Origin of the sequence: Achromobacter sp. 2789STDY5608621, from assembly GCF_001299375.1 — a bacterium.
Lineage (GTDB): Bacteria > Pseudomonadota > Gammaproteobacteria > Burkholderiales > Burkholderiaceae_B > Achromobacter > Achromobacter insuavis.
In genome coordinates this window covers 55,358-81,106 of sequence record NZ_CYTU01000021.1, presented here as the reverse complement: position 1 = coordinate 81,106, position 25,749 = coordinate 55,358, and the positions used below count along the sequence as shown (strand labels likewise).

The following is a 25,749-nucleotide window of genomic DNA, read 5'->3' as shown; positions in this document are numbered from 1 at the left end:
GCCGGTCTAGGCCACTTCCCGCCGCAGGCGATGGCGGCGCAGCTCCACCACCTGTTCCGCCCCCACCGCGCGGGCCCGCAGCTGGCCACAGCCGCCGTCCACGTCCTGCCCGGCGCTGTTGCGGATCTTGGTCAGCACCCCGCGGCGATGCAGGATGCGCACGATCTCGCGGATGCGTTCGGTCTCGGGCCGCTGGTAGTCATCGCCCTCGAGGCTGTTGAAGGGAATCACGTTGAGCACGCCGAACTTGCCCTTGAGCAGACGCGGAATCGCGTCCAGCTCATCGTCGCCGTCGTTGATGCCCTTGAGCAAGGTCCACTGGTACTGGATCGGGTAGCCGGTGTCGCGGGCGTACTTTTCACCCAGTTCCACCAAGGCCTCCGGCGCGATCTTCGGCGCGCGCGGCAGCAGGTGCTCGCGCAGCTCGGCCCGTGTCGTATGCAGCGACAGCGCCAGCGCGGGCTTGACGGATTGCCGCGGCAACGCGTCGAACACGCGCGGATCGCCCACGGTGGAGAACACCAGGTTCTTGTGGCCGATATTGCCGTCGGTGCCGAGCAGATTGATGGCCTCGAGCACGTTGTCGAGGTTGTGCGCCGGTTCGCCCATACCCATGAAAACGACCTTCTTCACCGCGCGCAAGCGCCGCGCCAGCACCACCTGGGCCAGGATCTCCATGCTGGCGACCTGACGGATCAGGCCGCTCTTGCCCGTCATGCAGAAACGACAGCCCACGGCGCAGCCGACCTGGGTCGACACACAGAGCCCGTCGCGCGGCAGCAGCACGCTTTCCACCATCTGCCCGTCGGCCAGGTCGACCAGCAGGCGCGAGCCGTCATGTCCGGCGTGTTCGGAGCGCACCCGCGCCAGCCCGTCCAGTTCCGCCGCCAGGGCCGGCAGGGCCTCGCGCACCGCCAGCGGCAGGAAGTTGTCGAAACGCCGCCGCCAGGTGTCGCTGTCGAATGCCTGCCCGGTCAGCCAGGCGCGCATGACCCGGCCGCGATGAGTCGGCTGGGCGCCCAGGGAGGCGAGACGTTGTTGGAAATCGGAGTAGCGCATGGGGAGCGGATTTTACCGCGCCCGGCACCGGCGCCCGGCATGCCGAGCCGGGCTGGCCCTACGCCGCGATGGCCTGGGCCAGTTTCTGGATGGACAGCGGCGCGCAGCCCTCGGCATCGTTGCTGATCGTCACGTAGGCCGGCTGGCCCGCGCCCGTGATGCCGCGGATCGTGCGCGCCAGCGCCGTGCGCGTGGCGAGATCCTCGCTGACGATGGCATTGAACGGATCGTGCTTCTTCTGCGCGTCGGCATAGCCATAGGCGCCGAAGACACGGTTCAGGTTCCAGCGGCAGACCAGCGGCCCCGGCCATAGCGCGCGCAGCACCGGCAGTTGCGCGTCGATCGGCGGCATCTTGCCATGCAGGCCCAGGCAGAAAGTGGCCCCATGCGCCCTGAGCGTGTCAACCAGCGCCTGACCCAGCAGTTCCGGGTCCCGCACTTCCACGGCGACGATCACGGCATCATGCCCGGACAAGGCCTCCCGGACAGCCGCCAGCAGGCGATCCAGTTTCTCGAACAGCGATGCCGAGCGGCTCAGCATGCCCAGCGGCAGCGGGCTCAGCTGGAACACCAGGACGCCGAGCTTGGCGCCCAGGCCCTCAAGCGCCGGGCGCACGAATTCCTGGACAGCCACCGACGGATCGAGGAAAAGCGGGTTGGCCTCGCGCGTCCTGCCCGCTTCGCCGCGCACCTGGGCGTCGGTAACGCTGGCGGGACATTTGACGACGAAACGGAAATCGTCATCGACCTGCCCCGCGTAGGCGGCGTACTGGCTCGCCGTCAACGGCTGCCAGAAAGTGCGGTCCACGCAAACCGTGCGCAACAGCGGATGCCGATGGTAGGCGCCCAGGCCGTGTCGGGATAGCGTGCTCGAATCGTATTCACCGTCCCAGACCAGCCCTTCCCAACCCGGGTATGACCAGGTGGAGACGCCAAAGCGCAATTGGGCCGGCAACTGCTGGGCGAGCGCGCGCCACTCCTGCCCCGCGGGAGCGGGAAGCACCCTGGCCATGCTCCGCAGGGCGGAAAGGTCGGGAGCGGCCCGAGGCGCTGCGGGATCCGGCGCGTTGGCCGACGGCACGGGCAGCGCATCGCCGAAAAGATCGTCTTGCATACTTGTGGTTCTGGCACGGGAATGGGCTATAGGGTACTTGAATCACGCCGGTTCACGCGTGCACCGTCGACGCCCACACGCCTGGTTCCCGCCCCGCCCACGGCAGGCTGCGCTCCAACTGGCCGGCCACCTGGAACAGCACATCCTCGCGGCCGGCCGGCGCCACGAACTGCATGCCAATCGGCAGGCCGGTCGCGGCGTCCTGGAACAACGGCACCGACATGGCCGGCAACCCGGCGGCGTTGAACACCGGCGTGAACGGCGAACTGCCGAAGACGCGGTCGGTCCACTGGTGGCCGTCCAGCGTTTCGGCGCCGGCGGCATAGGTCCCCAACACCGGCGCCAGGTCGGGCAGCGTGGGGGTCAACAGCAGGTCGTAGCGCGAGAAGAACGCCGCCACGCTGCGGGTCACGGCATTGCGCAGATCGAGGGCATGGACCATCTCGATGGCGCCGATCCCGCGCCCCGTTCGATAGACCGCGAGCGTCTGCGGCTCCAGGGTTGCCAGGTCGGGCTGGCGCCCCATGGCGCCCGCGATTCCGTCGATCCATGTGGCGATATTGGCGGACCACAGCACCGAGCTGGCATGCACGAACGCCTCCCAGCTGACGCCCAGCGGCGCCTCGGCCTCTTCGACCTCGTGGCCGAGCGAGGCACACAGCCGCACCGCCTCGGCAAGGCGCTCCAGGATGCAGGCCTGGGTGCGCTGGCCTCCCCAGGCCTGCGGCATGACACCGATACGCAGCTTGCCGGGCTCGATGCCGACTTGCGCCAGGTAACGGCCAACCGGCGGCGCAATTGCGTACGGCTCGCCATCGGCCGCGCCCTGCACCGCGTCGAGCAGCGCGGCGCTGTCACGCACCGAACGGCTGACGCCAAGCTGGGCCGCCAGGCCGTTGATGGCCTCTTCCAGCGCGAGGCCATTGGACACGCGGCCGCGCGTCGGCTTGAGCCCGAACACGCCGGAAGCCGCCGAGGGAATGCGGATCGAACCGGCCGCGTCGGTGGCATGGGCCAACGGCACGATGCCGGCGGCAACCGCCGCCGCGGCGCCACCGCTCGATCCGCCCGCGCCATGGGCCACATTCCACGGGTTGCGCGTCGGGCCGCACAGCGTGGATTCTGTCGTGCCGCTCCAGGCGAACTCGGGCGTGGCGGTTCGCCCCAGGGTCACCAGCCCGGCCTCGCGAAAGCGCCGCATCAGCAGCGAATCGGCTGCGGCCGTGAAGCCTTGCGCCAGCCTGCTGCCGAACTCGTTTTTCCTGCCGGCCATCGCGACGCCCACATCCTTGATCAGGAAAGGGACGCCCGCGAGGGGCGAATTGCTTTCCCGCGCGGGGGCAACGTCGGCAAGGTCCGGCGACCAGCTTTCGATCACCGCATTGATCTTCGGATTGATCTGTGCGCACGCTTGCAGCGCCGTGTCAGCGAGCTCCCGCGGACTCACCTCGCCATGCGCGATGAGGCTGCCAAGCCCGATCGCGTCGTACTGCACGTACTCTGAGAGCTTCATTACTGTTTCCTATCGACCAGGGGTGGCATAGAATCGCCACTGAGTGATACTGATCAGTACCAACGAAATCCGAATGATGATACCGATCGGTATCGTCGTCAAGAACCCATGAAAAGAAAACAGAGCGACAACCAGAACGAGGCCGTGCCCGCACCCGCGCCCGCGCCGCGTGAACGCGTGCTCGCGGCGGCCGGCGAGCTGTTCTACAACGAAGGCATCCGGGCGACCGGCGTCGAGGCCATCGCCGCCCGCGGCAACACGACGAAGATGGCGATCTACCGCCATTTCCAATCAAAGGATGTGCTGGTGACCGAATGGCTGCGCCAGGTGATCGACGACTATTGGCGCGCGCTCGATGCCATCGAAGCCGCGCATCCGGACGATCCCCGCGCGCAGATCCTCGGATGGGTCACCTATTTTTCGGACGAGGCGCGCGCCTGGTCGCACCGCGGCTGCGCGTTCATCAACTCGATCGCGGAGCTGCCCGATCCGGAACATCCCGGCCGCAAACTGATCGAGGAACACAAGGTGCGGCAATGGCGGCGACTGGCCAGCCTGTGCGAGCAGGCGGGCCTGGCGTCGCCTGAAGAGACGGCGAGCGAACTCACGTTCCTGTTCGAGGGTGCGCAGGTGTCCGCGCAGAACCGGTCAGTCCGCGACGCCGACCGGCAGTTGCGGCGGATCGTCGAGGCCGTCATCGCACGGCAGGGTACGGTCGATCGTCGGTGAATGGAGCGGGTGAAGAGGATAATTTCACTTTATGAAAGAGTTTCAGCAAAAGTTGAAACAACCAATAATAATGAAATCATGCCGACGATTTTCAATAAATATGGTATTTTCAGCAAATGATGAAAGATACTAATCCAATGAAAGCGTCGGAAGCCCGGGCGGGTGAGGCGCTGCGCTTGGTGCTTGAAAAAATCCCGATCCTTCAGATAGAAGGCATCGAAGCCGAAGCCTTATCCGGCGGCGATTGGGAGCCGGACTTGACCGCTCGGCTGCTCGTCAACGGCCAACGGCACCTACTTATCTGCGAATACAAATCGAACGGGCAACCGCGGCATGCCCGGTCCGCGTTGCTGGAGCTACGGAACTACATTGCGGAGCGAGCTCCCGAGGCGACGCCTGTCTTCATTGCTCCCTACCTCTCACCTGCGGTGAGGCGATTGTGCGAAGAGAAGGACGTCAGCTATCTCGACCTGGAGGGCAACGCCCGGATCGCTTTTGGTGGCGTGTTCATCGAGCGCCTGATGGCGGACAAACCGGCGGCCGAACAGCGCGAACTCAAATCGCTGTTCAGGCCAAGATCGGCTCAGGTTCTGCGCGTCATGCTGCGCGAACCTGGCCGTGCATGGCGCGTCACGGAACTGTCGGAAATTTCCGGCGTCAGCCTGGGGCACGTCAGCAATGTGCGCACCGGCTTGATTAATCGGGAATGGGCACGCGCCTCGAACGATGGCCTCATCCTCTCGGAACCCGATGCACTGCTAGACGCATGGCGAGACAGCTACACCGCACCGTCAGGTGAACATCTGCGGTTTTACACCCCCCTGCATGGCAGCATGTTCGAAAACGCGGCCCGTACCGCGCTACGCTCGGACGGTCCTGGACGTGCTGTTTTCGCATCGTTCTCGGCAGCGCAGTGGCTTTCGCCCTACGGTCGTACCGGCACACACTACTTCTTCGCCGACGAGGATGGCCTGCGCAAGCTTCAGGCAGCGCTGCAGCTCGCGCCTGCCGCAAAGGGCGAGAACATGGTCATCATCGTGCCGAAGGACACGGGATTGCTAGCCGACACCGTTGAACCTGCGCCGGGCGCAGTCTGCACGAGTCTGGTTCAAACCTACCTCGACCTGTCCATTGCCGGCGAACGCGGCGCCGAGGCCGCCGACCACCTGCGCAAGGAAAATCTTTCATGGCCCAAATGACGCCATCTCAGGAGCCCCAATCGGCCGCCGAATATGACGACCGCACGACCGCGGCCGTGAAATCCGTGCTGATCGAGATCGGTCAGATACTTGGCAGCTTCCAAGGCAAGTTTGCCATCATCGGCGGGGCAGTACCCTGGTTGCTGTTGGCCAACGAGGATATGCCCCACGTCGGCACGCTCGATGTGGACGTTGGTCTGGATGCAGAAGCGCTCGGCGACGGCGAGTACGCAACCTTGATCGGTGCGCTTCAGAGCCACGGATACACCCAGCGCGACGGGCTTCGGCGCTTCCAGCTGGTTCGCCAGGTTCCCGCACGAGATGACGGAGAGGCGATCGACATCGTGATCGATTTCTTGATGCCGCGCGACGCGGAGATCGTCAAGAACACCCCTCCCCTGATCAGCAACTTTGCCGTACAACGGGCCGACGGTGCTGACTTGGCGATGCGGTTCTATCAGCTGGTGGCGGTGGAGGGCCCAATGCCGGACGGAGGGACCAACCGCGTAGAGATCGCGGTGTGCTCCATCCCTGCGCTATTGGCCATGAAAGGTCATGCGCTGGCGGGCCGCTACAAGCAGAAGGATGCCTACGATATCTACTACTGCGTGCGGAACTACCTTGATGGCATCGAGGCGCTGGCGCAAGAATGTCTCCCTCTACTGGAACACGCAAGCGGCGAGCGCGGGTTTCGACACATCGCCGACAAGTTCGATGCCTTCGAGGGATACGGCCCCACCTGCGTGAGGCGCTTCGTCGAAGACACGCATGCGCTGGGAGACCGCACACCCGAACAATGGCAGCAAGATGCATTCGGGCAGATTGATGCGCTGCTGCGCGCCATGGCGCTGCGAACTTGAGTCATGACCCCAGGGGCCAGGCGCGAACCTCGCGGCCTGCCGGAGCCTCCGATCACTGCACTGAAAGACGCTGCCTTACCAGGAACTCAAACGGTAATTCAGGTTGGAGCATCATGTGAGGGAGACGCGGCTCACGCGGATCTGGACGTCAGTAGCCGTCGTTGGCATTCTTTGGAATGGAGCGGGTGAAGGGAATCGAACCCTCGTATGAAGCTTGGGAAGCTGCCGTTCTACCATTGAACTACACCCGCTCGGGTGTCGTGCCCTGGCGCAAGACCAGGGCAGAGGCAAAGATTATAGCCTGGGTTTTACCCCCCCAGGCCGCCCCCTCAGTTGGCCGTGATGCCCGCCGCCTTGACCACCTTGCCCCAGCGGTCCAGCTCGGCCTGGGTGTAGTCGCCCAGCGCCTTCGGCCCCATGAATTCGGCCTCGGCGCCCTGCTCGGCCGCCTTCTGGCGGAAGGCGTCGGTCTGCATGATCTTCTGGATTTCACCGGCGATCTTGTCCACCACCGGCGCCGGCGTGTCCTTGGGCGCGTACATGGCGAACCAGGACGAGACGATCAGGTCGGGATAACCGGCCTCGGCGGCGGTGGGCACGTCCGGCAGCGACGCCAGGCGCGTGTTGCCGGTGACGGCCAGCGCGCGCAGCTTGCCGGCGGCGATCTGGCCGAGCAGCGGCGGCGGCGTGGTGATGGTCATGTCGACGGCGCCGCCCAGCAGGTCGTTCAGCGCGGGGCCGGTGCCCTTGTACGGGATGTGCGTGATCTGCGTGCCGGCCATCTGGTTGAGCAGCTCGGTGGCGACCTGCTGCAATGAACCGTTGCCGGACGAGGCGTAGTTGAGCTTGCCCGGGTTGGCCTTGGCGTATGCGACCAGGTCCTTGAGCGACTTGATCGGCAGGTCCGGCCGCACCACCACGACCTGGGGCGCGGACAACACGTTGGCGACGGGCGCGAAGTCCTTGATCGGATCCCAGCCGGAGGTCGGCGTGACATGCGGGGTGATGACCTGGAAGCCCGAATACTGCAGCAGCAGCGTGTAGCCATCAGGCTTGGCGCGCGCGACGGCCTGGGCGGCGATGCCGCCGGAGGCGCCCGGCTTGTTTTCGACGACGACGCTCTGGCCCAGGGCTACGCCCAAGGGTTGGGCGATGAGGCGGGCGGCGATGTCGGTGGTGCCGCCGGGCGCGGCGGATACGATCAGCGTGACAGGACGATTGGGAAAATCCGCCTGCGCGTGGGCGGCGCCGGCGGCGGCCAGGCCCAGCGCGACGGCGCAGGCGCGCAGGACGGGAACGGAACGGAATGCGGTCATGCGGTTGTCTCCTTGCTGTTTTTGTATAAAGCCCCCGATGACGGGCGCGTGGGGTAAGGCAAAAATCTAGGCGGCGTCGATGGCCGGTCCGAACCGCTCCGCCAGCCAGGCGGGCGGCGCATGCGCGGCCAGTCGGGGGCCGGCGCGCAGCAAAGCCATGGGCAGTTCGCGGCCGACCAGCCCCGGCAATCCGCGCAGGATGGCCAGCAGCGCGTCGAGCGACACGCCCGTCCGCACGCCCATGCACTCGAACATGTGGACCAGTTCCTCGGTGTTGACGTTGCCGCTGGCGCCCGGCGCGTACGGGCAGCCGCCCAGGCCGCCCGCGGCGGCGTCGAAGCGGGTGATGCCGGCCTGCCAGGCCGTGATGGCGTTGGCCAGGGCCATGCCGCGCGTATTGTGCAGGTGGGCGGTGAGCGCGATGCCCGGCAGGCGCTGCGCGGCCTGCGCGCACAGCTCGCCCACCTGGCTGGGATAGGCCATGCCGGTGGTGTCGCACAGCGTGATGCCGCGGGCGCCGGCGTCGACCAGCCGGGCGGCCAGGTCCAGCACCTGCGCCGCGGGCACGTCGCCATCGAACGGACAGCCGAACGCGGTCGACAGCGAGACATTGCAGGGCGCCCCGGCGCGACCGGCGGCGGCCAGCACCTGGCTCAGCTCGTCGAACGATTGCTGGCGGGTCATGCGCAGGTTGGCGCGGTTGTGCGTCTCGCTGCACGACATGACCAGGTTCATCTCATCGACACCGGCTTCCAGCGCCCGCTCCAGGCCGCGGATGTTCGGCACCAGCGCGGTATAGATCACGCCGGGTCGGCGGCGGATGCCCTGCATCACGGCGCCCGCATCGGCCAGCGCCGGGATGGCCTTGGGCGAGGTGAAGCTGGTGACCTCGATACGGGCAAAGCCGCAGTCGGACAAGGCATCGACGAAGGCGATCTTGTCCTCGGTGGGCACCATGCGCGCTTCGATCTGCAAGCCATCGCGCGGGCCGACTTCGTTGATTTCCAGGAAGGGGGAACCGGTATTCATGGATGCATCCTCGCTGCCGGGCAGTGGAAATTGAAATAGCTCATGCGATCACGCCGCGCGCCCGCAGCGCCTCGCGTTGCTCCTCGCTCAGGCCCGCCGCCTCCAGTACCGCATCCGTATGCTCGCCCAGCGTCGGCGCGCGCTCGCGCACCGCGCCGGGGTTGGCCGACAAGCACGGAAACACCGCCGGCATGTCCACCGCGATGCCGCTGGCGGCCTCCAGGCGGGTGATGGCGCCGCGCGCCTGATAGTGCGGGTCATGGGCGATGTCGGCCACCGAATAGATGCGGCCCGACGGCACGTCGGCCTCCCGCATGGCCTGCAGCACCTCGTCGATGCCGCGCTCGCCGGTCCAGGCGCCGATGGCCTGGTCGATCTCGGCGACGCGGCGGGCGCGGCCGTCGTTATGCGCCAGGTCGGGATCGCGGCCCAGGTCGTCGCGGCCGATGCGGGCCATCAGGCGGGCGTAGATGGCATCGCCGTTGCCCGCGATCAGCACGTAGCCGTCGCGGCACGGATAGGCGTTGGACGGCGCGATGCCCGGCAGCGACGCACCCGCCGGCTCGCGCACGGCGCCGAACACCGAATACTCCGGCAGCAGGCTTTCGCTGAGGTTGAACAGGCTTTCGTACAGGGCCGCGTCGATCACCTGCCCCTGGCCGCCCCGGGCATCGCGCTGGTACAGGGCCAGCAGCACGCCCAGCGCGCCGTGCAGGCCGGCGATGGTGTCGCCCAGCGACAGGCCGGCGCGCACCGGCGCGCGGCCGGGCTCGCCATTCAGGTAGCGCAGGCCGGCCATGGCTTCGCCAATGGCGGCAAAGCCCGGCTCGCGCGCCTTCGGCCCGGTTTGGCCGTAGCCGGAAATGCGCAGCATGATCAGGCGCGGGTTCAGCGCGTGCAGGGTCTCCCACGACAGGCCCCACTTCTCCAGCGTGCCGGGGCGGAAATTCTCGATCAGCACGTCGGCCTCGGCCGCCAGCTGGCGCACGATGTCCTGCCCCTCGGGCTGGCGCAGGTCCACGCACACGGATTTCTTGTTGCGCGACTGGGCCTCCCACCACACCGAGGAGCCCTCGTGCAGCAACCGCCATTTGCGCAGCGGGTCGCCCTGCCCCGGCGGTTCGATCTTGACGACCTGCGCGCCGAAGTCCGCCAGCGTCTTGGCGGCGAACGGCCCCGCGATGAGTTGTCCGAGTTCCAGCACGCGTATGCCGGCGAGTATCTGCCCTGCCATGTCGCCTCCCGGGCGCATCCAACCAATCATGGCGGGCAGTGTGCGCCATCGCCCATGGCGGTGGAATGGACGATTCGGGAAAGGGGCATTCCCGGATCGAGAAAGCCCCTTGATGCGCCACGCCGCGGCTGAAACCGCGGCGGGCCGTCGCGCCGCCTCAGGCCGCGGACGGCTCCTGGCCGCCGCGCAGATGCGCCAGCAGCAGCCGCGCCGCCACCGGCAGCGCGTCGGCGTCGCGCACGCCCAGCAACAGCCAGCGGCGCGCCCAGTCGTCCGACAGCGCGATCAACCGGATCGGCATGGAGCGCGCATGCGGTTCGGCCGCCAGGCGCGGCAGGATGCCGACCCCCCGCGTGGCCGCCACCATGCGGCAGATGGCGTCGAAGCTGCGCACCTGGATGCGCAACCGCATGTCGCGCCCCAGCCGGCCGCTCTCGTCGGCCAGGCGGGTGGCCAGGGACGTGGCCGGCGGCAGGCCAACGTAGTCGTAGGCCAGCGTATCGGCGAACGCCACCCGCGCCTGGCGCGCCAGCGGATGGCGCTGCGGCACGATCAGCACCAGCTCGTCGAGCCGGTACGGCACGGTGGCCAGCCCCGCCGCCGGGGTGCGGTCGGCGAACACGCCGATGTCGGCGCGGTTTTCCAGCACGGCGGTGACGATGTCGCTGCTGTTTTGCTCTTCCAGGTCGATGCGCACGGCCGGATGCGCTTCCATGAAAGACGCCAGGTCCTCCGGCAGGAACTGGGTCAGCGACGAGGTATTGGCGGCAATGCGCACCTGCCCGCGCACGCCCCGCGCATAGTCGGACAGCGTGCCCGCCATCTGCTCGACTTCCTGCAGCACCCGCAGGGCATGGACCAGGCAGGCCTGGCCCGCCTCGGTCAGCTCGACGCCGGCCGCGTTGCGGTACAGCAGCTGGGTGTCCAGCGCGGCCTCCAGGTCCGAGATCCGCTTGCTGGCCGCCCCCACCGCCAAGTGGGACGCGCGCGCGCCGGCCGAGATGCTGCCCTGGCGGGCCACCGAGACGAAAAGCGAGAGCGTGACGAGGTCGATGCGGGCGATATTCATGGCGGGCAGGCGGCGCCAGGCGGACGCCGCGGCTGCACTATAGCGCGTGGGCCCCCGGGCCACGGCCGGGCAGCGCGCCAGCGATAAGTCCCCATTTAATCCCCAATACGGACTGCAGCCCGGCGGGGCTGCCACTACAATCCCGCCTATGACAACGAACAGCTCTGCGAATCCGCCCGTGAACACCCCCGCAACACCCGGCAACCCCGACGCGCCCGCGCCGGTTTCCCCCCAGACCGAGGCCGCGCTGGCCAGCGCCGCGCACGCCCCCAACAGTCCGGGCGCCACGCACATCCGCAGCTTCGTGCATCGCCGCGGCCACATCACCCAGGGCCAGCTGGCCGCGCTGGAACAGCTGCTGGGCAAGTGGTCGATTCCCTATGCCGCCCGCCGCCTGGATCCGGCCGCCGCCTTCGGCCGCGAAGCGCCGACGGTGCTGGAAATCGGCTTCGGCATGGGCGAGACCACCGAGAAGATCGCGCTGGCGCGTCCGGGCGACAACTTCCTGGGCGTGGAAGTGTTCAACGCCGGCGTCGGCTCGCTGCTGCGCCGCATCGAAGACTCCAGCATCCCCAACCTGCGCATCATTCAGCATGACGCGGTCGAGGTCGTGCGCGACATGATCGCGCCGGATTCGCTGGCCGGCGTGCACATCTACTTCCCCGACCCGTGGCCCAAGAAGCGCCACCACAAGCGCCGCCTGGTGCAGCCGCCGTTCATCGCACTGCTGGCCAGCCGCATCGCGCCGGGCGGCTACATCCATTGCGCCACCGACTGGGAAGACTACGCGGTGCAGATGCTCGACGTGCTGGGCAACGAGCCGCAACTGAAGAACACGTCGGACGGCTACGCGCCGCGCCCCGACTACCGCCCCCTGACCAAATTCGAGACGCGCGGCCTGCGGCTGGGCCACGGCGTCTGGGACCTGATCTTCAAGCGAGTCGCCTGATGCTCTACCCCGCGATCGAACCCTACCGCCACGGCATGCTGGAGACCGGCGACGGTCACCAGGTCTATTGGGAAATGTGCGGCAATCCGCAGGGCAAGCCGGCGGTGTTCCTGCACGGCGGCCCCGGCAGCGGCTGCTCGCCGGTGCATCGCCAGCTGTTCGATCCGCAGCGCTACAACGTGCTGCTGTTCGACCAGCGCGGCTGCGGCCGCTCGACGCCGCACGCCAGCCTGGACAACAACACCACCTGGCACCTGGTGGCCGACATCGAACGCCTGCGCACCGAAATCATGGGCGCCGACCAATGGCTGGTGTTCGGCGGCTCGTGGGGTTCGACGCTGGCGCTGGCCTACGCCGAAACGCATCCGCAGCACGTCAGCGAACTGGTGGTGCGCGGCATCTTCACGCTGCGTCACGCCGAAGTGCAATGGTTCTACCAGGAAGGCGCGTCGTGGCTGTTCCCCGATCGCTGGGAAGAGTACCTGGCCCCCATCCCCGAAGCCGAGCGCGGCGACCTGGTGGCGGCGTACCACAAGCGCCTGACGGGCAATGATCCCGCCGAGCAGCTGCGCGCCGCCAAGGCCTGGAGCAAGTGGGAAGACAGCACCATCACGCTGCTGCCCAGCCCGCGCCACCAGCAGAGCCACGCCGCCGACCGCGCGGCGCTGGCCTTCGCCCGCATCGAGAACCACTACTTCGTCAACGCCGGCTTCATGGAAGAAGGCCAGTTGATCCGCGACGCCCACAAGCTGCGCGGCATCCCCGGCACCATCGTGCAGGGCCGCTACGACGCCTGCACGCCCGCGCGCACCGCCTGGGACCTGCATCGCGCCTGGCCCGAGGCCGAATTCCACATCGTGCCCGACGCGGGCCACGCCTTCGACGAACCCGGCACGCTGGCGCGCCTGATCGCCGCCACCGACGCCTACGCCAAACGCTGAGGAGACCACGACATGCACATCACCCTGAACGGCGACGCCCGTGAGTTCCCGCTGGACACCACGGTGAACGAACTGCTCGAAACGCTGGGCTATGCCGGCAAGCGCGTGGCGGTCGAGCGCAACGGCGAGATCGTGCCCAAGAGCCAGCACGCGCAGACCGCGCTGACCGACGGCGACCAGGTCGAGATCGTGGTGGCGGTGGGCGGCGGCTGAGCCGCGCCGCCAGCCGGACACCCCGGGAAAGGGCTGCAGCGATGCAGCCCTTCGTGTTTTCCGGCCTGTGAAACGCCTTCCGTCGGCGCCGGGGTTAATGATCCGCCGCAAACGCCGTCAACCTGTCAGCGGATAACGCTTTCCGGCAATGCCGGGTGTCGTCGATAATCCGCAGCACACAAGCGCCTGGGCCGAACCGGCCCGGCGGAGAAGTCCACTTCCCGGAAGCATCCGGCCTGGTGTCGCGGCCAGGCGGGACGCCTCACAACAAGACCGACCAGGGAGCTTCGACGCGTGAGCCGCAAACCTTCCCCCCGCCCCGACGCCCCGGACCGGGCCGGCGCCCCGCCGCAATTCCACGCGCGGTTCGACAGCCGCGTCACGCCCGACGCGCCGGACATCTGGCGCACGCTGGTCCGCCCCTACGTCGACCTGGAGATCGAGTCGGGGCCGCAGCCGTTCACCGGCGAAATGAGCGGCACCCACCTGGGCGACAGCCTCATCAGCCACAGCACCTGCTCGACCGCCATGCGCCATCGCCGCAGCGCGCTGGACGTGCGCCGCAGCCAGGTCGACCACCTGCTGATCCAGCTGTTCGTGGACGGCGGCACCCAGGGCGACTATGGCAAGCGCCAGGTCAAGGTCGGCGCGGGGTCGATCGGGCTGCTCGACCTGGGGCAGACCATGGACAGCCGCACTGCCTCCTTCTCCACCATCACCCTGACCGTGCCGCGCGACCGCCTGCCCACGGCGCTGCGCGACCGCAAGCTGCATGGCGCCCTGCTCGACCCCTCGCAGGGCGCGACGCGCCTGCTTGCGTCGCACCTGACGCAACTGATGCAACACGCCTCAGGCCTGACGCGCGAAGCCATGTCCGCCTCGGTCAACGCCGGCCTGATGCTGCTCAGCGGCAGCCTGTCGGCGCTGCGCGCTGCCGACAACGATGGCGAGGCGCGCCAGATGGTCAGCGACGGCATGCACCGGCTGGTCCGGCGCCACATCGAGCGCCACCTGGATTCCGACCAGTTGTCGCCGGAGACGATCGCGGCGGCCATCGGCATCTCGCGTTCCAGCCTGTACCGGCTGTTCCTGCGCGATGGCGGCGTCAATGCCTATGTGCAGGGACGCCGCCTGGACCGCTGCTTCGACGAACTGCTGCTGGCCACGGGCAACCGCATCGGCATCGCCGAGCTGGCCTACCGCTACGGATTTTCCAGCGAAAGTGCCTTCAGCCGGGCCTTCCGGCTGCGTTTCGGCGCCAGTCCCAGCGAGGTCCGGGCCAACGCCCAGCGCACCCGGGACGATGAGCTGGCCGGCGTCCGGTCGCACGCGGACGCCATCATGATCCAGGCCTGGCTCGCCGATATCCGCCAGCCCGCCGGAGCCGCCGCCGGCTAGCCGGCGCCTCCCGCCGCGACGCGCCGGACGCGCGGACCCGCGCAGGCGGAACGACGAGACGCCTGGCCGCTGGGACGCTGGGACGCTGGGACGCTGGGACGCTGGGACGCCAGGTATGGTTTTCCGGGACGTGGCGCCAAGGAAAAAAGTCCTGGATCCCGGAAGATTGTCCGCTTTCAAATTGCGGGCAATCCCATGCATCCCACCTGCCGCTCTCCCCTGCGCCTGTCGGCCCTGTCCCTGGCGATCGCCCTCGGTTTCGCGACCGCATCCGGCGCGCACGCGCAGCAGATCCTGTACGGCGGCGGCGACGGCGGCGGCCTGAACTTCAACAGCGGGCGGGGCGGCATCGGCGGCGGCGGCGGCGGGGCCGGCAGCACCCCGGCCAGCCGGGGCGGCAACGCGGTGCAGACGCTCGAACCCTGGCTGCAACCGGAGAACGGCCAAGGACCGGGAGGCGGCCAGGCCGCCTTCAACGGCGTGGCGGGCGGCGCCGGCGGGGGTAGCGACTCCAGTGGCTGGCCCGGCGGGGCAGGCGGAATCGGAACGGTCACCAACCAGGCGTACTTCAGCGTGTTGACCGGGCTGAATGGATCGAACGGCGGCAACGCCGATTCCAGCTCCCCCAACGCCGCGGGCGGCGGCGGGGGCGGCGCAGGACTGGTGTCCCTGGGGCAGAACGCCACCATCGAGCTCAACAACGCTTTCTTGCGGGGAGGCTCGGGCGGCGCCACCACGGACATCTACGCCATCACCAATGGCGGCGGCGGCGGCGCCGGGCTGGTCCTGGCGCGGGGGGGCACCATACGCCTTTCGGGCAACAGCCAGGTCACCGGCGGCGATGGCGGCGCATCCGCCGACCTCATACGCTCCGCCGCTGGCAGTGGTGGCGCGGGAATATTCCTCTACGATGGCGGAACCCTCATCGTGGCGGGCGGCCTGGTACGCGGCGGCGCGGGCGGCAGCAGCCCGTTCCTCGCGGGAAACGCGGCCGCGGGCGTGCTGAGCAACCTCGGACAGATCAGGAACGCGGGCACCATCTCCGGCGGCGCGGCCGCGTCGACCCGCGAGTTCTACGGCCGCCCCGGCGGCGTCGGCATACAGGCCTGGGGCGGCACGATCACCAATGACGCCACCGGCCTGATCAACGGTGGCGAGGGCGGTTCCACCGGCTATGACAGCGCCGCCAGTGTCTCGGGCACCGGCGGCGCGGCGGTCAGCTTCCTGGCCGGCCAGGCGGCCAGCCTCGTCAACGCGGGCAGGATCCACGGCGGCGCGGGCGGCGACGTGTATGCGAACTCAAAGGTCGCCGGCGCGGGCGGCGTCGGCATCTCTGGCGCGGCGACCGGCAATATCTCGATCATCAACAACGGCGCCATTGCCGGCGGCATGTCCAACGACGGCAAGCGCGCCAACGCCATCGAGCTGGCCGGCAGCGGCAACCGCCTGGAATTGCAGCCGGGGGCGATCATCCTCGGCAACGTCGTCGTCGCCGAGGGCGGCGCCGACAACGTCCTGGCGCTCGGCGGCGATGGCGCAACCGGCACGTTCGACGTCACGCAGATCGGCGCCGACCAGCGCTACAGCGGCTTCGACCGCTACGAAAAAACCGGCAGCGGCGCCTGGGTGCTGACGGGCACCGGCAACCAGGACTGGACGGTCAGGCAAGGAGACCTGTCCGGCAACAGCGCGAGCATCGCCGGCAACGTCACCTTCACGACGGGCGCGAACGGCACCCTGACCTTCAACCAGGCCATCGACGGCGCCTACGACGGCGCCATCTCGGGCGATGGCAAGCTGGTCAAGGCCGGCGTCGGCACCCTCACGCTGACGGGCAGCAACGCCTACACCGGCGGCACCGTCGTCACGGGCGGCACGCTGGCCTTGAACACCCCCAATCCCGCCGGCTCGATCAGCGGCGCCATCGATGTCGGCGCGCGGCTCGAGTTCTACAGCCCCAGCACCGGCATCAGCCTCATCACGATTGCCAGCGGCGCCAGTTCGACGCATTTCTATTCCGACGCCAACGCGGGCGACACGCGGCTGATCAACAACGGCCTGCTGGGCTTCCATGACCACGGTTCGGCCAGCCGCGCCAACGTGACCAACAACGGCAATCTGTTCTTCTTCGACAACAGCACCGCCGGCAGCGCCACGATCACCAACACGTCCCGCGTCAACTTCCTGGGCCACGCCGACGGCGGCAGCGCGAAGCTCATCAACGGGGCGGGCGCCATCGTCGATTTCAGCCAGAGCATCGGCGTGGCGGGCGACGGCAAGCTGTCGATCGGCCAGCTCACCGGCGAGGGCAGGATTTTCCTCGGCAGCAACACGCTGACGATCGGCGGCGGCGCCGACGCCACCGAACTCTGGAGCGTCATCGCCGACGGCGGCAACGCCGGCGGCGCCGGCGCCTCGCTGATCAAGGCCGGCAGCGACACGCTGATACTGCGTGGCAGGAACGGCTACACGGGGTCGACCACGGTGCGTGGCGGCACGCTGCAGGCAGGCGTCGCCGACGCCCTGTCCGCCAGCAGCGCCCTCAACGTGGAAAGCGCGGGCACCTTCAGCATCGGCGGCTACGACGTCGCCGTGAGCGCCCTGTCGGGCGCGGGCCTGGTCACCAACACGGACGGCGCGCTGCGCACCTTGACGGTCGACGGCGCGCAAAACTCGACCTTCAGCGGCCGCCTGGCCGACTCCCAGAGCGCCGGCCTGTCGCTGACCAAGCGCGGCAGCGGCACGCTGATCCTGAGCGGCTCCAACACCTATGCCGGCTACGCGCGCGGCGAGCGCGGCCAGACCGCCATCTACGGCGGCACCCTGCAATTCGGCGATGGCGCCAGCGCCAGCGTCAACCAGCTGGGCGGCGACCTCTTCGTGCACGAGAACGGCGCCCTGGCGATCAGCGGCAAGACCACGGTCGCCGTCGCCAACGACGTCAACCTGATCGGCAACAACGGCGCCGGCGCCGTGCTGTCGATCACCGCCAACGCGAACGGCCCCTCGCTGACCGCCGACCGCGTCATCATTGGCGCCGACGCCACGTTCAATCTCAGCGGCATCGACGGCCCGCTGGTCCAGGACCGGCTGCTGATCGACACGCGCGGCGGCATCCAGGGAGAGTTCGCCACGCTCAACATCGGCGGCTTCGCCGGCGCGGTGGACTACCTCGCGGCCTCGACCCGCAAGTCGACCGATGGCAAACAGTATCTCGCCACCTACGGCCTGAGCTGGACCGCCAACAACAGCCTGGCGGGCGGGACTTTCACCCTCGCCGACGCCGGCAACCGCTTCACCGTGGGCGCGGCCCTCGCCGACCAGGCCGCCAACGCCGCCACCGGCTGGAACGGCAAGTCGCTGACCAAGGCCGGCAACGGCACGCTCGTCCTGACCGGCGCCAACACCTACAGCGGCGGCACCACCATCACCAGCGGCACGCTGCAGCTGGGCGACGGCGGCAATACCGGCTCGATCAGCGGCAACGTCGTCAATCAGGGCATGCTGGCCTTCAACCGCGGCGATACCCTCACCTTCGCCGGCGACATCTCCGGCAACGGCGCCCTGCGCCAGTCCGGCGGCGGCACCACGGTCCTGACCGGCGCCAACACCCACACCGGCGGCACCCTGGTCGACGGCGGCACGCTGCGCGCCGGCAGCGCGGGCGCATTCGCCGCCCGCACCGCCTACGTCATCAACGGCGGCACGCTCGACCTGAACAATCACGACCTGACGATGTCCGCGCTGTCCGGCGCGGGCGGCACGGTGGCGCTGGGCACGGCCACCCTGACGGTGGACCAGTCCATCGACACGGCCTACGCCGGCGCGATCACCGGATCGGGCGATCTCATCAAGCTGGGCACCGGCACCCTGACGCTGACCGGCGTCTCGGCCATGAACCTGCGGCTCGCCAGCGGCGCCATGGCGACCCATGCCAACGCCTTGCGCGGCAACGCCGCGCTGGCCGCCGGCACGTCCCTGGCCTTCGACCAACCGGCCGATGCCGCCTATGGCGGCCAACTGTCGGGCCAGGGCGACCTGCGCAAGCTCGGCGCCGGCAAGCTCGACCTGACCGGCGACTCCTCCGCCTTCGCCGGCGCGACGACCATCCAGGCCGGCACGCTGGCGGTGAACGGCAAGCTCGGCGGCACGCTCGATGTCGGCGCGGCCGGCCGCCTGCAGGGCAATGGCAGCGTGGGCGACACCGCCGTCAGCGGCACCGTGGCGCCCGGCAACTCGATCGGCACGCTCAACGTCGCCGGCAACCTGGTGTTCAACCCCGGCTCGACCTACGAAGCCGAAGTCGACGCGGCGGGGCGATCGGACCGGATCATCGCCTCGGGCACCGCCACGATCAACGGCGGCGCCGTGCAGGTGGTGGCCGGCGCCGGCAATTACGCCAGCCTCACCCGCTACACCCTCCTGACCGCCAACGGCGGCCGCACGGGCGAGTTCAGCGGCGTCACCTCGAACCAGGCCTTCCTGTCGCCCACGCTCGGTTACGACGCCAACAATGTCTACCTGACCCTGACCCGCAACCAGATCGGCTTCCAGGACGTCGGCGCCACGCCCAACCAGGCAGCCGCGGGCGGCGGCGCCGAACGTCTCGGCCAGGGCAACGCGCTGCATGACGCGCTGCTGGGCCTGTCGGCGCAGCAGGCGCGGGCCGCCTTCGACCAACTGTCGGGCGAGGTCCATGCCTCGATCCGCACCGCCTTGATCGAAGACAGCCGCTACCTGCGCGATGCCGTCAACTACCGCGTCCGCGCCGCCTTCGATGGCGGCGGCTACGGCGCCGCCCCCGGCGTGGCCTACGAAAACGGCCAGCCGCGCGCGCTGGCGGCCGGCGCCGAGCGCGCGGCGCTGTGGAGCCAGGCCTTCGGCGCCTGGGCCCAGACCCGCGGCAACACCAATGCCGCGCGGCTGAACCGCTCGACCGGCGGCTTTCTCGCCGGCGCCGACGCCCCGGTATCGCAGCACTGGCGACTGGGCGCGGTGGCCGGCTACAGCCGCACCGGCTTCAATGTCAAAGACCGGCAATCGTCGGGATCGAGCGACAACTACCACCTGGGCCTCTACGGCGGCGCCCAGTGGCGCGGCCTGGCCCTGCGCGCTGGCGCCAGCCACACCTGGCACGACCTGTCCACGCGCCGCGATGTCGACTTCCCCGGCTTCTCCGACCGCCTCAAAGGCGGCTATCGCGCCGGCACCACGCAGGTCTTCGGCGAACTCGCCTACCAGATCCGCGCCGGCGGCGCCGGTCTCGAACCCTACGCCAACGTCGCCCACGTCAAACTGCGCACCCACGGCTTCACCGAGCGCGGCGGCGCGGCGGCGCTCTCGGCCGCGGCCGCCAGCACCGACACCACGTTCACCACGCTCGGCCTGCGCGCCGCGACCGCCCTGGACCTGAAGGGCGCGCCGCTGACCCTGCGCGGCATGGCCGGCTGGCGTCACGCGTTCGGCGACGCGACCCCGCTCGCCACGATGCAGTTCGCCGGCGGCGGCGCCTTTGCCGTCAGCGGCGTGCCGCTGGCGCGCGACACCGCGGTGCTCGAGGCCGGGCTCGACTACGCGGCCACCGCCCGGACCACCCTGGGCCTGGCCTACAACGGCCAACTGGGCGCCGGCCTGAGCGACCACGGCGTCAAGGCCAGCTTCACGCTCCGGTTCTAACCCTTTTTTCGCCCCGGCGGCCGCTGGCCGGGGCGATGCCCGTGTTTTTGCCGTCAACTGGCGCGCATTCTTGCGGACTCTGGCAACCGGCTAGCAACCTGTTACACGTTACCCCCTCGTCTCGCGACGATGGGGCGGGTCATAATCGTCGAGGCTGGCGTTGTCGCCAGCGCGGACGGGGGCACCTGGCCGCGCACCCTGAACGCGCTTTCTCTTTTTCTCAACGCAGCATAGATAAAGGAAACACTATGGGTCTGCTCAATTTCATCAAGGACGTTGGAGAAAAACTCTTCGGTGCCAGCGAAGCCAAGGCGGCGACGGCGGATGAGCTGAAGAAGGAACTGGACAAGCACGGCCTGAACGCCGATGGCTTGCAGATCACGGTGGACGGCGACAAGGTCACGGTCGCGGGCGAAGCCGCCAGCACCGAAGCCGCCGAGAAGATTTCCCTGGCGCTGGGCAACACCGTCGGCGTGGCCGCGGTGGACAATCAGTTGAAGGTCAAGCAGGCCGCGCCCGAGGCCAAGATGTACACGGTGCAGAAGGGCGACAACCTCTGGAAGATCGCCGAGGCGCAATACGGCAAGGGCCAGGGCGCCAAGAACACGCTGATCTTCGAGGCCAACAAGCCCATGCTGACCAGCCCCGACAAGATCTACCCCGGCCAGGTGCTGCGCATCCCGCCGCTGTCGTAGGCAACCCAACGGAATGGGCCCTCGCGGGCCCGTATCGCGGCGCAGAACCCCCTGCCTGCCGCGATGATTTGGCCAGGCGCAATGCCTGGCCATTTTTTTGGTGACGATCACGGGCAGGGGCCGGCGGTCATCGGCGAGCCCGAGGGTCGGGCCCTGCCGCCGGACACCCGTGCCGATCAGCCCTTCATGAAGCGGCCCATGCCCTTCATGCCGCCCATGGCGCGCATCATCTTGGCCATGCCGCCCTTCTTCATCTGCTTCATCATGCCCTGCATCTGCTCGAACTGGGCCAGCAGGCGGTTGACCTCCTGCACCGGCACGCCCGAACCCGCCGCGATGCGGCGCTTGCGCGAGGCCTTGATGAGTTCCGGCTTGGCGCGCTCGGCGGCCGTCATGGAATTCAGGATGCCCTCGGTGCGGCGCAGCTGCTTTTCAGCCTGGCCGCCCTGCAGCTGGCCGGCGGCCTGCTGGAACTGGGCCGGCAGCTTTTCCAGCAGCGAGCCCATATCGCCCAGCTTCTTGACCTGGCCGAGCTGGTCGCGGAAGTCGTTCAGGTCGAACTTGTTGCCCGACTTGATCTTGGCCGCCAGCTTCTGGGCCTCGGCGATGTCGATGTTCTTCTGGGCCTGCTCGACCAGCGAGACGATGTCGCCCATGCCCAGCACGCGCTGCGCCATGCGCTCGGGGTAGAACGGCTCCAGGCCGTCCAGCTTTTCCGAGACGCCGACGAACTTCAGCGGCTTGCCGGTGACGTGGCGCACCGACAGCGCCGCGCCGCCGCGGGCGTCGCCGTCCAGCTTGGTCAGCACCACGCCGGTCAGCGGCAGCGCCTCGGCGAAGGCGCGGGCGGTGTTGACCGCGTCCTGGCCCTGCATGGCGTCGACCACGAACAGCGTTTCGACCGGCTTGACCAGGTCATGCAGCGCGCGGATCTCGCGCATCATGGCCTCGTCGATGCCCAGGCGGCCGGCCGTGTCCAGGATCAGCACGTCGTAGTGGTGACGACGGGCATGGTCGACCGCGTTGCGGGCGATGTCCTCGGGCTTCTGGCTGGGATCGGACGGCAGGAAATCGACGCCGACCTGCGCCGCCACGCTCTTCAACTGGTCGATGGCGGCCGGGCGGTAGACGTCGGCGGACACCACCAACACCTTTTTCTTGCCGGTCTTGCGGCCGTGCTGGGTGTGCTGGCCTTCGCTCAGCCAGCGGGCCAGCTTGCCGGTGGTGGTGGTCTTGCCCGCGCCCTGCAGGCCGGCCATCAGGATGACGGCGGGCGGCTGCACCGCCAGCGACAGTTCGCCGGAATCGGCGCCCAGGTCGCCGCCCATGAGGGCGGTCAGTTCCTTGTGGACCACGCCCACCAGGGCCTGGCCGGGGCTGAGGCTGCTGGCGACTTCTTCGCCCAGCGCCTTTTCCTTGACCCGGGCGACGAAATCGCGCACCACGGGCAGCGCCACGTCGGCTTCCAGCAGGGCCATGCGCACTTCGCGCAGCATTTCCTGGGTGTTGGCCTCGGTCAGGCGGGCTTCGCCGCGCAGCGTCTTGACGACGCGCGACAGGCGTTGAGTTAGGTTATCGAGCATGAGAGGCGTTTCCGCTTAAACTAGTTGATTGAACGGTGGCCGCAGGCGCGGATTCCGCACTGTCGGGCGGCATGCGCCCCCAGGCCCCATCCAGACAACGGTTTCTATGTCACTAGGCATTGTATTTCACACAGCGGCCGCCTTGGCGTACGCCGTGCTCGGAGGGTCCCTCTGGATCCGCCTGGCCGGCGCCGGGGAAGTCGAGCAAACGGGCAAGATCGCCCGTCTGTGCCTGCTGGGAGCCCTGGTTCTTCATGGAATCGGGCTGCAGCAATCCATGCTGGGGGCCCCGCACCTGTTCATCGGGTGGGCGCTGGCCCTGTCGGCCGCCATCTGGCTGGGCATGGTCGTCTTCTGGCTCGAAAGCCTGCTGGTGCGCATCGACGGCCTGCAGCTGCTGCTGCTGCCCGCCGCCACCCTGGCCAGCGGCCTGGCCGCCCTGTTCCCCCAGGGCCAGTTCGTGCCCCACGCCGACAACGCCTGGCTGCGCGTCCACCTGCTGATCGCCCTGGCCGCCTATGGCCTGATCACCATCGCCGCCCTGCACGCCATGATGATGGCGCTGCTCGACCGCCACCTGCACCGCCCGCTGGACGCCCCCGCCGAACGCAGCATCATCGGCCGCGTGCTGGACTCGCAGCCGCCGCTGCTGGTGCAGGAACAGCTGCTGTTCCGCATCATCTGGATCGGCTTCGTGGTGCTGACCCTGGCCGTCGGCTCGGGCTCCATCGCCTCCATGAAGCTCACCGGCCAGATCCTGCCGTTCGACCACAAGACCGTCTTCACCCTGCTGTCCTGGCTGACGTTCGGCGTCCTGCTGGCCGGGCGCCACATCTGGGGCTGGCGCGGCCGCGTCGCCCTGCGCTGGACCCTGACCGGGTTCGGCTTCCTGATCCTGGCCTACACCGGCAGCCGGTTCGTGCTGGAAGTCATTCTGCATCGAGGCTGACGTGGGCAAGCTGCTGTTCTGGATCGTCATCATCATCGGCGTGCTGTTCGTGGCGCGCATCGCCGGCCGCATGGCCGCCGCCCGCCAGGACGGCCCCGCGGGCGCCAGCCCCCAGGGCAAGACCGGCCAGCCCGCCGCCCGCGCCCCGGAAGCCATGGTCCGCTGCGCCCACTGCGGCATCCACCTGCCGCGCTCGGAAGCCCTGCTGCAGGGCGGCCAGACCTGGTGCAGCCAGGAACACGCCCGGCTCGGCCCGGCGACCAAATAACCCGCGCCGCGGCGAGCCGCCCTCGCGGGAATAAGCGCCGGGGCATCACTATGTCCCTTTTTCCAGGCACGGCATAATGCATGTTGGATACAACCTGCTTCCTTCCCATGCCCTTGCTCCTGGATCGACATGGCTGGCTGGCGCCGGCCCCTGGTGTTTCCCGTCTGCCCTCCCCCAACTGCGACGCCCGTCCCCGTGACGCGCAGGTCTCGCTGCTGGTGCTGCACAACATCAGCCTGCCGCCGGGCCAGTTCGGCGGCCCCGAGGTCGCCGGCCTGTTCCTGAACACGCTGGACTACGCCTCGCACCCCTGGCTCGAACGCCTGCGCGGCCTGCGCGTATCGGCCCACTTCTTCATCCGCCGCGACGGCCGCATCGTGCAGTTCGTCTCCACCGAGGCGCGCGCCTGGCATGCCGGCGTCTCGCGCTTCGCCGGCCGCGAGCGCTGCAACGACTTCTCCCTCGGCATCGAGCTGGAAGGCACCGATACCCTGCCCTACACTGACGAGCAATACACCGCGCTGCGCCGGCTGACCCCGGCGTTGCGCGCGCGCTACCCCCTGGCGGCCGCCTGGGGCCACGAACACATCGCCCCCGGCCGCAAGACCGACCCGGGGCCCGCATTCAACTGGACGCGCTTCGGGCGCGACAGCGGCTTTGCGCGGCGGCAGTTGCCGCCCGCCTGACCCTTAAAGGACCGGTTATGTTGAAGATCTGGGGACGGCTGACGTCCGTCAATGTGCAGAAAGTGATGCTGGCCGTGCGCGAACTGGCGCTGCCGCATGCCTTCATCGAGGCCGGCGGTCCGTTCGGCGTGGTCGACACGCCCGAGTACGCCAGGATCAACCCCAACCGCACCGTGCCCGCCATCGACGACGGCGGCTTCGTGCTGTGGGAATCGAACGCCATCGTGCGCTACCTGGCCGCCCGCTACGGCGCCGGCACCCTGTGGCCCGAGGACGTCTGCCTGCGCGCCGACGCCGACCGCTGGATGGACTGGCAGACCACCGAATGGCAGGGCGCCATGGTCCCGGCCTTCCTGGGCCTGATCCGCACCCCCGAAGCCAAGCGCGACCACGCCGCCATCGAGCTGTCGGTCAAGCGCAGCAACGCCCGCGCCCAGATCCTGGACCAGGCCCTGCAAGGCCGCGAATTCATCGCCGGCCGCCACCTGACCACCGGCGACATCGCCCTGGTGTGCTCGGCGCACCGCTGGCTGGCGCTGCCGATCGAGCGGCCGGACACCCCGGCGCTGTCGGCATGGTACCGGCGCGTGATGATGCGGCCGGCGACGCAGGGGGTGTTGACGTTGCCGTTGGAGTAAGGGGAAAGCGCCGCGACATCTCCGGACGAACAGAATCGCGGCGCGGAACCGTCCTGTCTCACTTCCTCCGGTCTTTGAGCCAGGCCCTGACACGGCGCACCGACATCGTGACCTTGACGGACAACATGGCGGCGCTGAACAACCATCCCAAAGCCCCGCCAGCCAATGCTGCCCACGACAATATCGGCTTGGTATCGGGATCATCCAGGCTGCTCCAACCTATCCACGCAAGCGCTGGGCAAACGAAGATCAGGCACAAGACCGGCACGAAATAGGACATGTCCACGCTTATCAAAACAAATCGCCGTCTGAACCCCGGCGTGCAGTGGAGCGTGGAGACCGGCAGGTCCTTGACGAGCTTTTTGTGTTGAACGTGAGTCACGGCGACCAGAAGGATCCCCAGCGCCAGCGACAGCCATAAGAAGCCGGCGCGAAACAGAGCCGGAATGGTCAGAATCGCCGTACCGGTCGACGCCGCAGTCAGCCTCTGGATCGCCCTCATGGTTGCTTCGTCGACGATGTAGCCGGGCTTGTTCCAGCCCATTCTGCCGTAGTAGATGATGGTGCCGTCTTCCAGGGTTTCGAACAGCCCTCTCGGTCCCAAGTTCATGTCCCATCTCGATGGACAATT

The 25,749-nt window shown here is 68.6% G+C and carries 22 protein-coding genes and 1 tRNA gene; 13 read left to right on the top strand and 10 right to left on the bottom strand.

The features are described 5' to 3' along the window. Nucleotides 1-6: 6 nt before the first annotated feature. Genes AOZ53_RS19580 through AOZ53_RS19570 form a run of 3 tightly spaced genes read right to left on the bottom strand, consistent with a single transcriptional unit; the run spans nucleotide 7 to nucleotide 3,686 of the window. Nucleotides 7-1,059, bottom strand: a complete 1,053-nt coding sequence (locus AOZ53_RS19580; RefSeq protein WP_054489000.1) for an RNA methyltransferase — start codon at nucleotides 1,057-1,059, stop codon at nucleotides 7-9. A 58-nt stretch (nucleotides 1,060-1,117) separates the two neighbouring features. Beyond that, on the bottom strand, nucleotides 1,118-2,173 hold the full coding sequence (locus AOZ53_RS19575) for a DUF72 domain-containing protein (RefSeq protein WP_054488998.1): 1,056 nt from the start codon (nucleotides 2,171-2,173) through the stop codon (nucleotides 1,118-1,120). Between the two features lie 52 nt (nucleotides 2,174-2,225). After that, nucleotides 2,226-3,686, bottom strand: a complete 1,461-nt coding sequence (locus AOZ53_RS19570) for an amidase (protein ID WP_054488996.1) — start codon at nucleotides 3,684-3,686, stop codon at nucleotides 2,226-2,228. Nucleotides 3,687-3,794: 108 nt separating this feature from the next. On the opposite strand from AOZ53_RS19570, the gene AOZ53_RS19565 reads away from it, so the two are divergent. The 3 genes from AOZ53_RS19565 (at nucleotide 3,795) to AOZ53_RS19555 (ending at nucleotide 6,474) form a co-directional block, all read left to right on the top strand. Beyond that, nucleotides 3,795-4,415, top strand: coding sequence for a TetR/AcrR family transcriptional regulator (locus AOZ53_RS19565; RefSeq protein ID WP_054478935.1), 621 nt, complete (start codon nucleotides 3,795-3,797; stop codon nucleotides 4,413-4,415). A gap of 116 nt (nucleotides 4,416-4,531) precedes the next feature. Next, nucleotides 4,532-5,614 carry a hypothetical protein gene (locus tag AOZ53_RS19560; protein WP_054488994.1) on the top strand — a complete coding sequence of 361 codons (1,083 nt, stop codon included), beginning with the start codon at nucleotides 4,532-4,534 and terminating at the stop codon, nucleotides 5,612-5,614. Beyond that, entirely contained in the window at nucleotides 5,602-6,474 is an 873-nt protein-coding gene (locus AOZ53_RS19555; protein WP_197286503.1) for a nucleotidyl transferase AbiEii/AbiGii toxin family protein, read from the top strand. The genes AOZ53_RS19560 and AOZ53_RS19555 overlap by 13 nt, the downstream gene beginning before the upstream one ends. A 177-nt stretch (nucleotides 6,475-6,651) precedes the next feature. Here AOZ53_RS19555 and AOZ53_RS19550 read toward each other — a convergent pair. The 5 genes from AOZ53_RS19550 to AOZ53_RS19530 all read right to left on the bottom strand — a co-directional run bounded on the left by AOZ53_RS19550 (nucleotide 6,652) and on the right by AOZ53_RS19530 (nucleotide 11,122). Beyond that, nucleotides 6,652-6,725: transfer RNA gene (locus tag AOZ53_RS19550), tRNA-Gly, on the bottom strand. Between the two features lie 78 nt (nucleotides 6,726-6,803). Then, the gene (locus tag AOZ53_RS19545; protein ID WP_054488992.1) at nucleotides 6,804-7,790 is read right to left on the bottom strand and encodes a Bug family tripartite tricarboxylate transporter substrate binding protein; all 987 of its coding nucleotides are present in this window, start codon (nucleotides 7,788-7,790) and stop codon (nucleotides 6,804-6,806) included. 66 nt (nucleotides 7,791-7,856) lie between these two features. Next, a complete protein-coding gene (locus AOZ53_RS19540; RefSeq protein ID WP_054488990.1) occupies nucleotides 7,857-8,819 on the bottom strand; it encodes a hydroxymethylglutaryl-CoA lyase in 963 nt (320 codons plus the stop codon). A 40-nt stretch (nucleotides 8,820-8,859) separates the two neighbouring features. Beyond that, on the bottom strand, nucleotides 8,860-10,053 hold the full coding sequence (locus AOZ53_RS19535; protein WP_054475710.1) for a CaiB/BaiF CoA transferase family protein: 1,194 nt from the start codon (nucleotides 10,051-10,053) through the stop codon (nucleotides 8,860-8,862). A gap of 157 nt (nucleotides 10,054-10,210) precedes the next feature. Then, nucleotides 10,211-11,122, bottom strand: a complete 912-nt coding sequence (locus tag AOZ53_RS19530) for a LysR family transcriptional regulator (RefSeq protein WP_054488988.1) — start codon at nucleotides 11,120-11,122, stop codon at nucleotides 10,211-10,213. A 178-nt stretch (nucleotides 11,123-11,300) separates the two neighbouring features. On the opposite strand from AOZ53_RS19530, the gene trmB reads away from it, so the two are divergent. The 6 genes from trmB (at nucleotide 11,301) to lysM (ending at nucleotide 20,994) form a co-directional block, all read left to right on the top strand. Then, entirely contained in the window at nucleotides 11,301-12,071 is a 771-nt protein-coding gene (gene trmB, locus AOZ53_RS19525; protein ID WP_156333443.1) for a tRNA (guanosine(46)-N7)-methyltransferase TrmB, read from the top strand. Beyond that, nucleotides 12,071-13,012, top strand: a complete 942-nt coding sequence (pip, locus tag AOZ53_RS19520; protein WP_054429112.1) for a prolyl aminopeptidase — start codon at nucleotides 12,071-12,073, stop codon at nucleotides 13,010-13,012. The genes trmB and pip overlap by 1 nt, the downstream gene beginning before the upstream one ends. A gap of 12 nt (nucleotides 13,013-13,024) precedes the next feature. Continuing rightward, nucleotides 13,025-13,225, top strand: coding sequence for a sulfur carrier protein ThiS (thiS, locus tag AOZ53_RS19515; protein ID WP_006391536.1), 201 nt, complete (start codon nucleotides 13,025-13,027; stop codon nucleotides 13,223-13,225). Between the two features lie 294 nt (nucleotides 13,226-13,519). Continuing rightward, the gene (locus AOZ53_RS19510) at nucleotides 13,520-14,623 is read left to right on the top strand and encodes an AraC-like ligand-binding domain-containing protein (RefSeq protein ID WP_054488986.1); all 1,104 of its coding nucleotides are present in this window, start codon (nucleotides 13,520-13,522) and stop codon (nucleotides 14,621-14,623) included. A gap of 195 nt (nucleotides 14,624-14,818) precedes the next feature. Then, on the top strand, nucleotides 14,819-20,299 hold the full coding sequence (locus tag AOZ53_RS19505) for an autotransporter domain-containing protein (RefSeq protein ID WP_054488984.1): 5,481 nt from the start codon (nucleotides 14,819-14,821) through the stop codon (nucleotides 20,297-20,299). A gap of 248 nt (nucleotides 20,300-20,547) precedes the next feature. Further along, complete coding sequence (lysM, locus tag AOZ53_RS19500; RefSeq protein WP_025138165.1) at nucleotides 20,548-20,994, top strand: peptidoglycan-binding protein LysM; 447 nt, start codon at nucleotides 20,548-20,550, stop codon at nucleotides 20,992-20,994. 176 nt (nucleotides 20,995-21,170) lie between these two features. Here the strand turns inward: lysM and ffh are convergent, their stop codons facing one another. Beyond that, nucleotides 21,171-22,577: a signal recognition particle protein gene (gene ffh / locus AOZ53_RS19495; RefSeq protein WP_049076369.1), complete on the bottom strand. Its 1,407-nt coding sequence runs from the start codon at nucleotides 22,575-22,577 to the stop codon at nucleotides 21,171-21,173. 106 nt (nucleotides 22,578-22,683) lie between these two features. On the opposite strand from ffh, the gene AOZ53_RS19490 reads away from it, so the two are divergent. The 4 genes from AOZ53_RS19490 (at nucleotide 22,684) to AOZ53_RS19475 (ending at nucleotide 25,118) form a co-directional block, all read left to right on the top strand. After that, entirely contained in the window at nucleotides 22,684-23,526 is an 843-nt protein-coding gene (locus AOZ53_RS19490; protein ID WP_054429115.1) for a cytochrome C assembly family protein, read from the top strand. A 1-nt stretch (nucleotide 23,527) separates the two neighbouring features. Further along, entirely contained in the window at nucleotides 23,528-23,794 is a 267-nt protein-coding gene (locus AOZ53_RS19485) for a PP0621 family protein (RefSeq protein ID WP_054429116.1), read from the top strand. 107 nt (nucleotides 23,795-23,901) lie between these two features. Then, entirely contained in the window at nucleotides 23,902-24,480 is a 579-nt protein-coding gene (ampD, locus tag AOZ53_RS19480; RefSeq protein WP_054429117.1) for a 1,6-anhydro-N-acetylmuramyl-L-alanine amidase AmpD, read from the top strand. Nucleotides 24,481-24,497: 17 nt separating this feature from the next. After that, a complete protein-coding gene (locus AOZ53_RS19475; protein ID WP_054488983.1) occupies nucleotides 24,498-25,118 on the top strand; it encodes a glutathione S-transferase family protein in 621 nt (206 codons plus the stop codon). 58 nt (nucleotides 25,119-25,176) lie between these two features. Here AOZ53_RS19475 and AOZ53_RS19470 read toward each other — a convergent pair whose 3' ends face one another. Beyond that, complete coding sequence (locus AOZ53_RS19470; protein ID WP_054475699.1) at nucleotides 25,177-25,728, bottom strand: hypothetical protein; 552 nt, start codon at nucleotides 25,726-25,728, stop codon at nucleotides 25,177-25,179. Nucleotides 25,729-25,749: the final 21 nt, after the last annotated feature.

Bases quoted from the DNA above. Each gene is read 5' to 3' on its own strand.
- AOZ53_RS19580 (WP_054489000.1), bottom strand. From the start codon at position 1,059: ATGCGCTACTCCGATTTCCAACAACGTCTCGCCTCCCTGGGCGCCCAG.
- AOZ53_RS19575 (WP_054488998.1), bottom strand. From the start codon at position 2,173: ATGCAAGACGATCTTTTCGGCGATGCGCTGCCCGTGCCGTCGGCCAAC.
- AOZ53_RS19570 (WP_054488996.1), bottom strand. From the start codon at position 3,686: ATGAAGCTCTCAGAGTACGTGCAGTACGACGCGATCGGGCTTGGCAGC.
- AOZ53_RS19565 (WP_054478935.1), top strand. From the start codon at position 3,795: ATGAAAAGAAAACAGAGCGACAACCAGAACGAGGCCGTGCCCGCACCC.
- AOZ53_RS19560 (WP_054488994.1), top strand. From the start codon at position 4,532: ATGATGAAAGATACTAATCCAATGAAAGCGTCGGAAGCCCGGGCGGGT.
- AOZ53_RS19555 (WP_197286503.1), top strand. From the start codon at position 5,602: ATGGCCCAAATGACGCCATCTCAGGAGCCCCAATCGGCCGCCGAATAT.
- AOZ53_RS19545 (WP_054488992.1), bottom strand. From the start codon at position 7,790: ATGACCGCATTCCGTTCCGTTCCCGTCCTGCGCGCCTGCGCCGTCGCG.
- AOZ53_RS19540 (WP_054488990.1), bottom strand. From the start codon at position 8,819: ATGAATACCGGTTCCCCCTTCCTGGAAATCAACGAAGTCGGCCCGCGC.
- AOZ53_RS19535 (WP_054475710.1), bottom strand. From the start codon at position 10,053: ATGGCAGGGCAGATACTCGCCGGCATACGCGTGCTGGAACTCGGACAA.
- AOZ53_RS19530 (WP_054488988.1), bottom strand. From the start codon at position 11,122: ATGAATATCGCCCGCATCGACCTCGTCACGCTCTCGCTTTTCGTCTCG.
- pip (WP_054429112.1), top strand. From the start codon at position 12,071: ATGCTCTACCCCGCGATCGAACCCTACCGCCACGGCATGCTGGAGACC.
- thiS (WP_006391536.1), top strand. From the start codon at position 13,025: ATGCACATCACCCTGAACGGCGACGCCCGTGAGTTCCCGCTGGACACC.
- AOZ53_RS19505 (WP_054488984.1), top strand. From the start codon at position 14,819: ATGCATCCCACCTGCCGCTCTCCCCTGCGCCTGTCGGCCCTGTCCCTG.
- lysM (WP_025138165.1), top strand. From the start codon at position 20,548: ATGGGTCTGCTCAATTTCATCAAGGACGTTGGAGAAAAACTCTTCGGT.
- ffh (WP_049076369.1), bottom strand. From the start codon at position 22,577: ATGCTCGATAACCTAACTCAACGCCTGTCGCGCGTCGTCAAGACGCTG.
- AOZ53_RS19490 (WP_054429115.1), top strand. From the start codon at position 22,684: ATGTCACTAGGCATTGTATTTCACACAGCGGCCGCCTTGGCGTACGCC.
- ampD (WP_054429117.1), top strand. From the start codon at position 23,902: ATGCCCTTGCTCCTGGATCGACATGGCTGGCTGGCGCCGGCCCCTGGT.
- AOZ53_RS19475 (WP_054488983.1), top strand. From the start codon at position 24,498: ATGTTGAAGATCTGGGGACGGCTGACGTCCGTCAATGTGCAGAAAGTG.
- AOZ53_RS19470 (WP_054475699.1), bottom strand. From the start codon at position 25,728: ATGAACTTGGGACCGAGAGGGCTGTTCGAAACCCTGGAAGACGGCACC.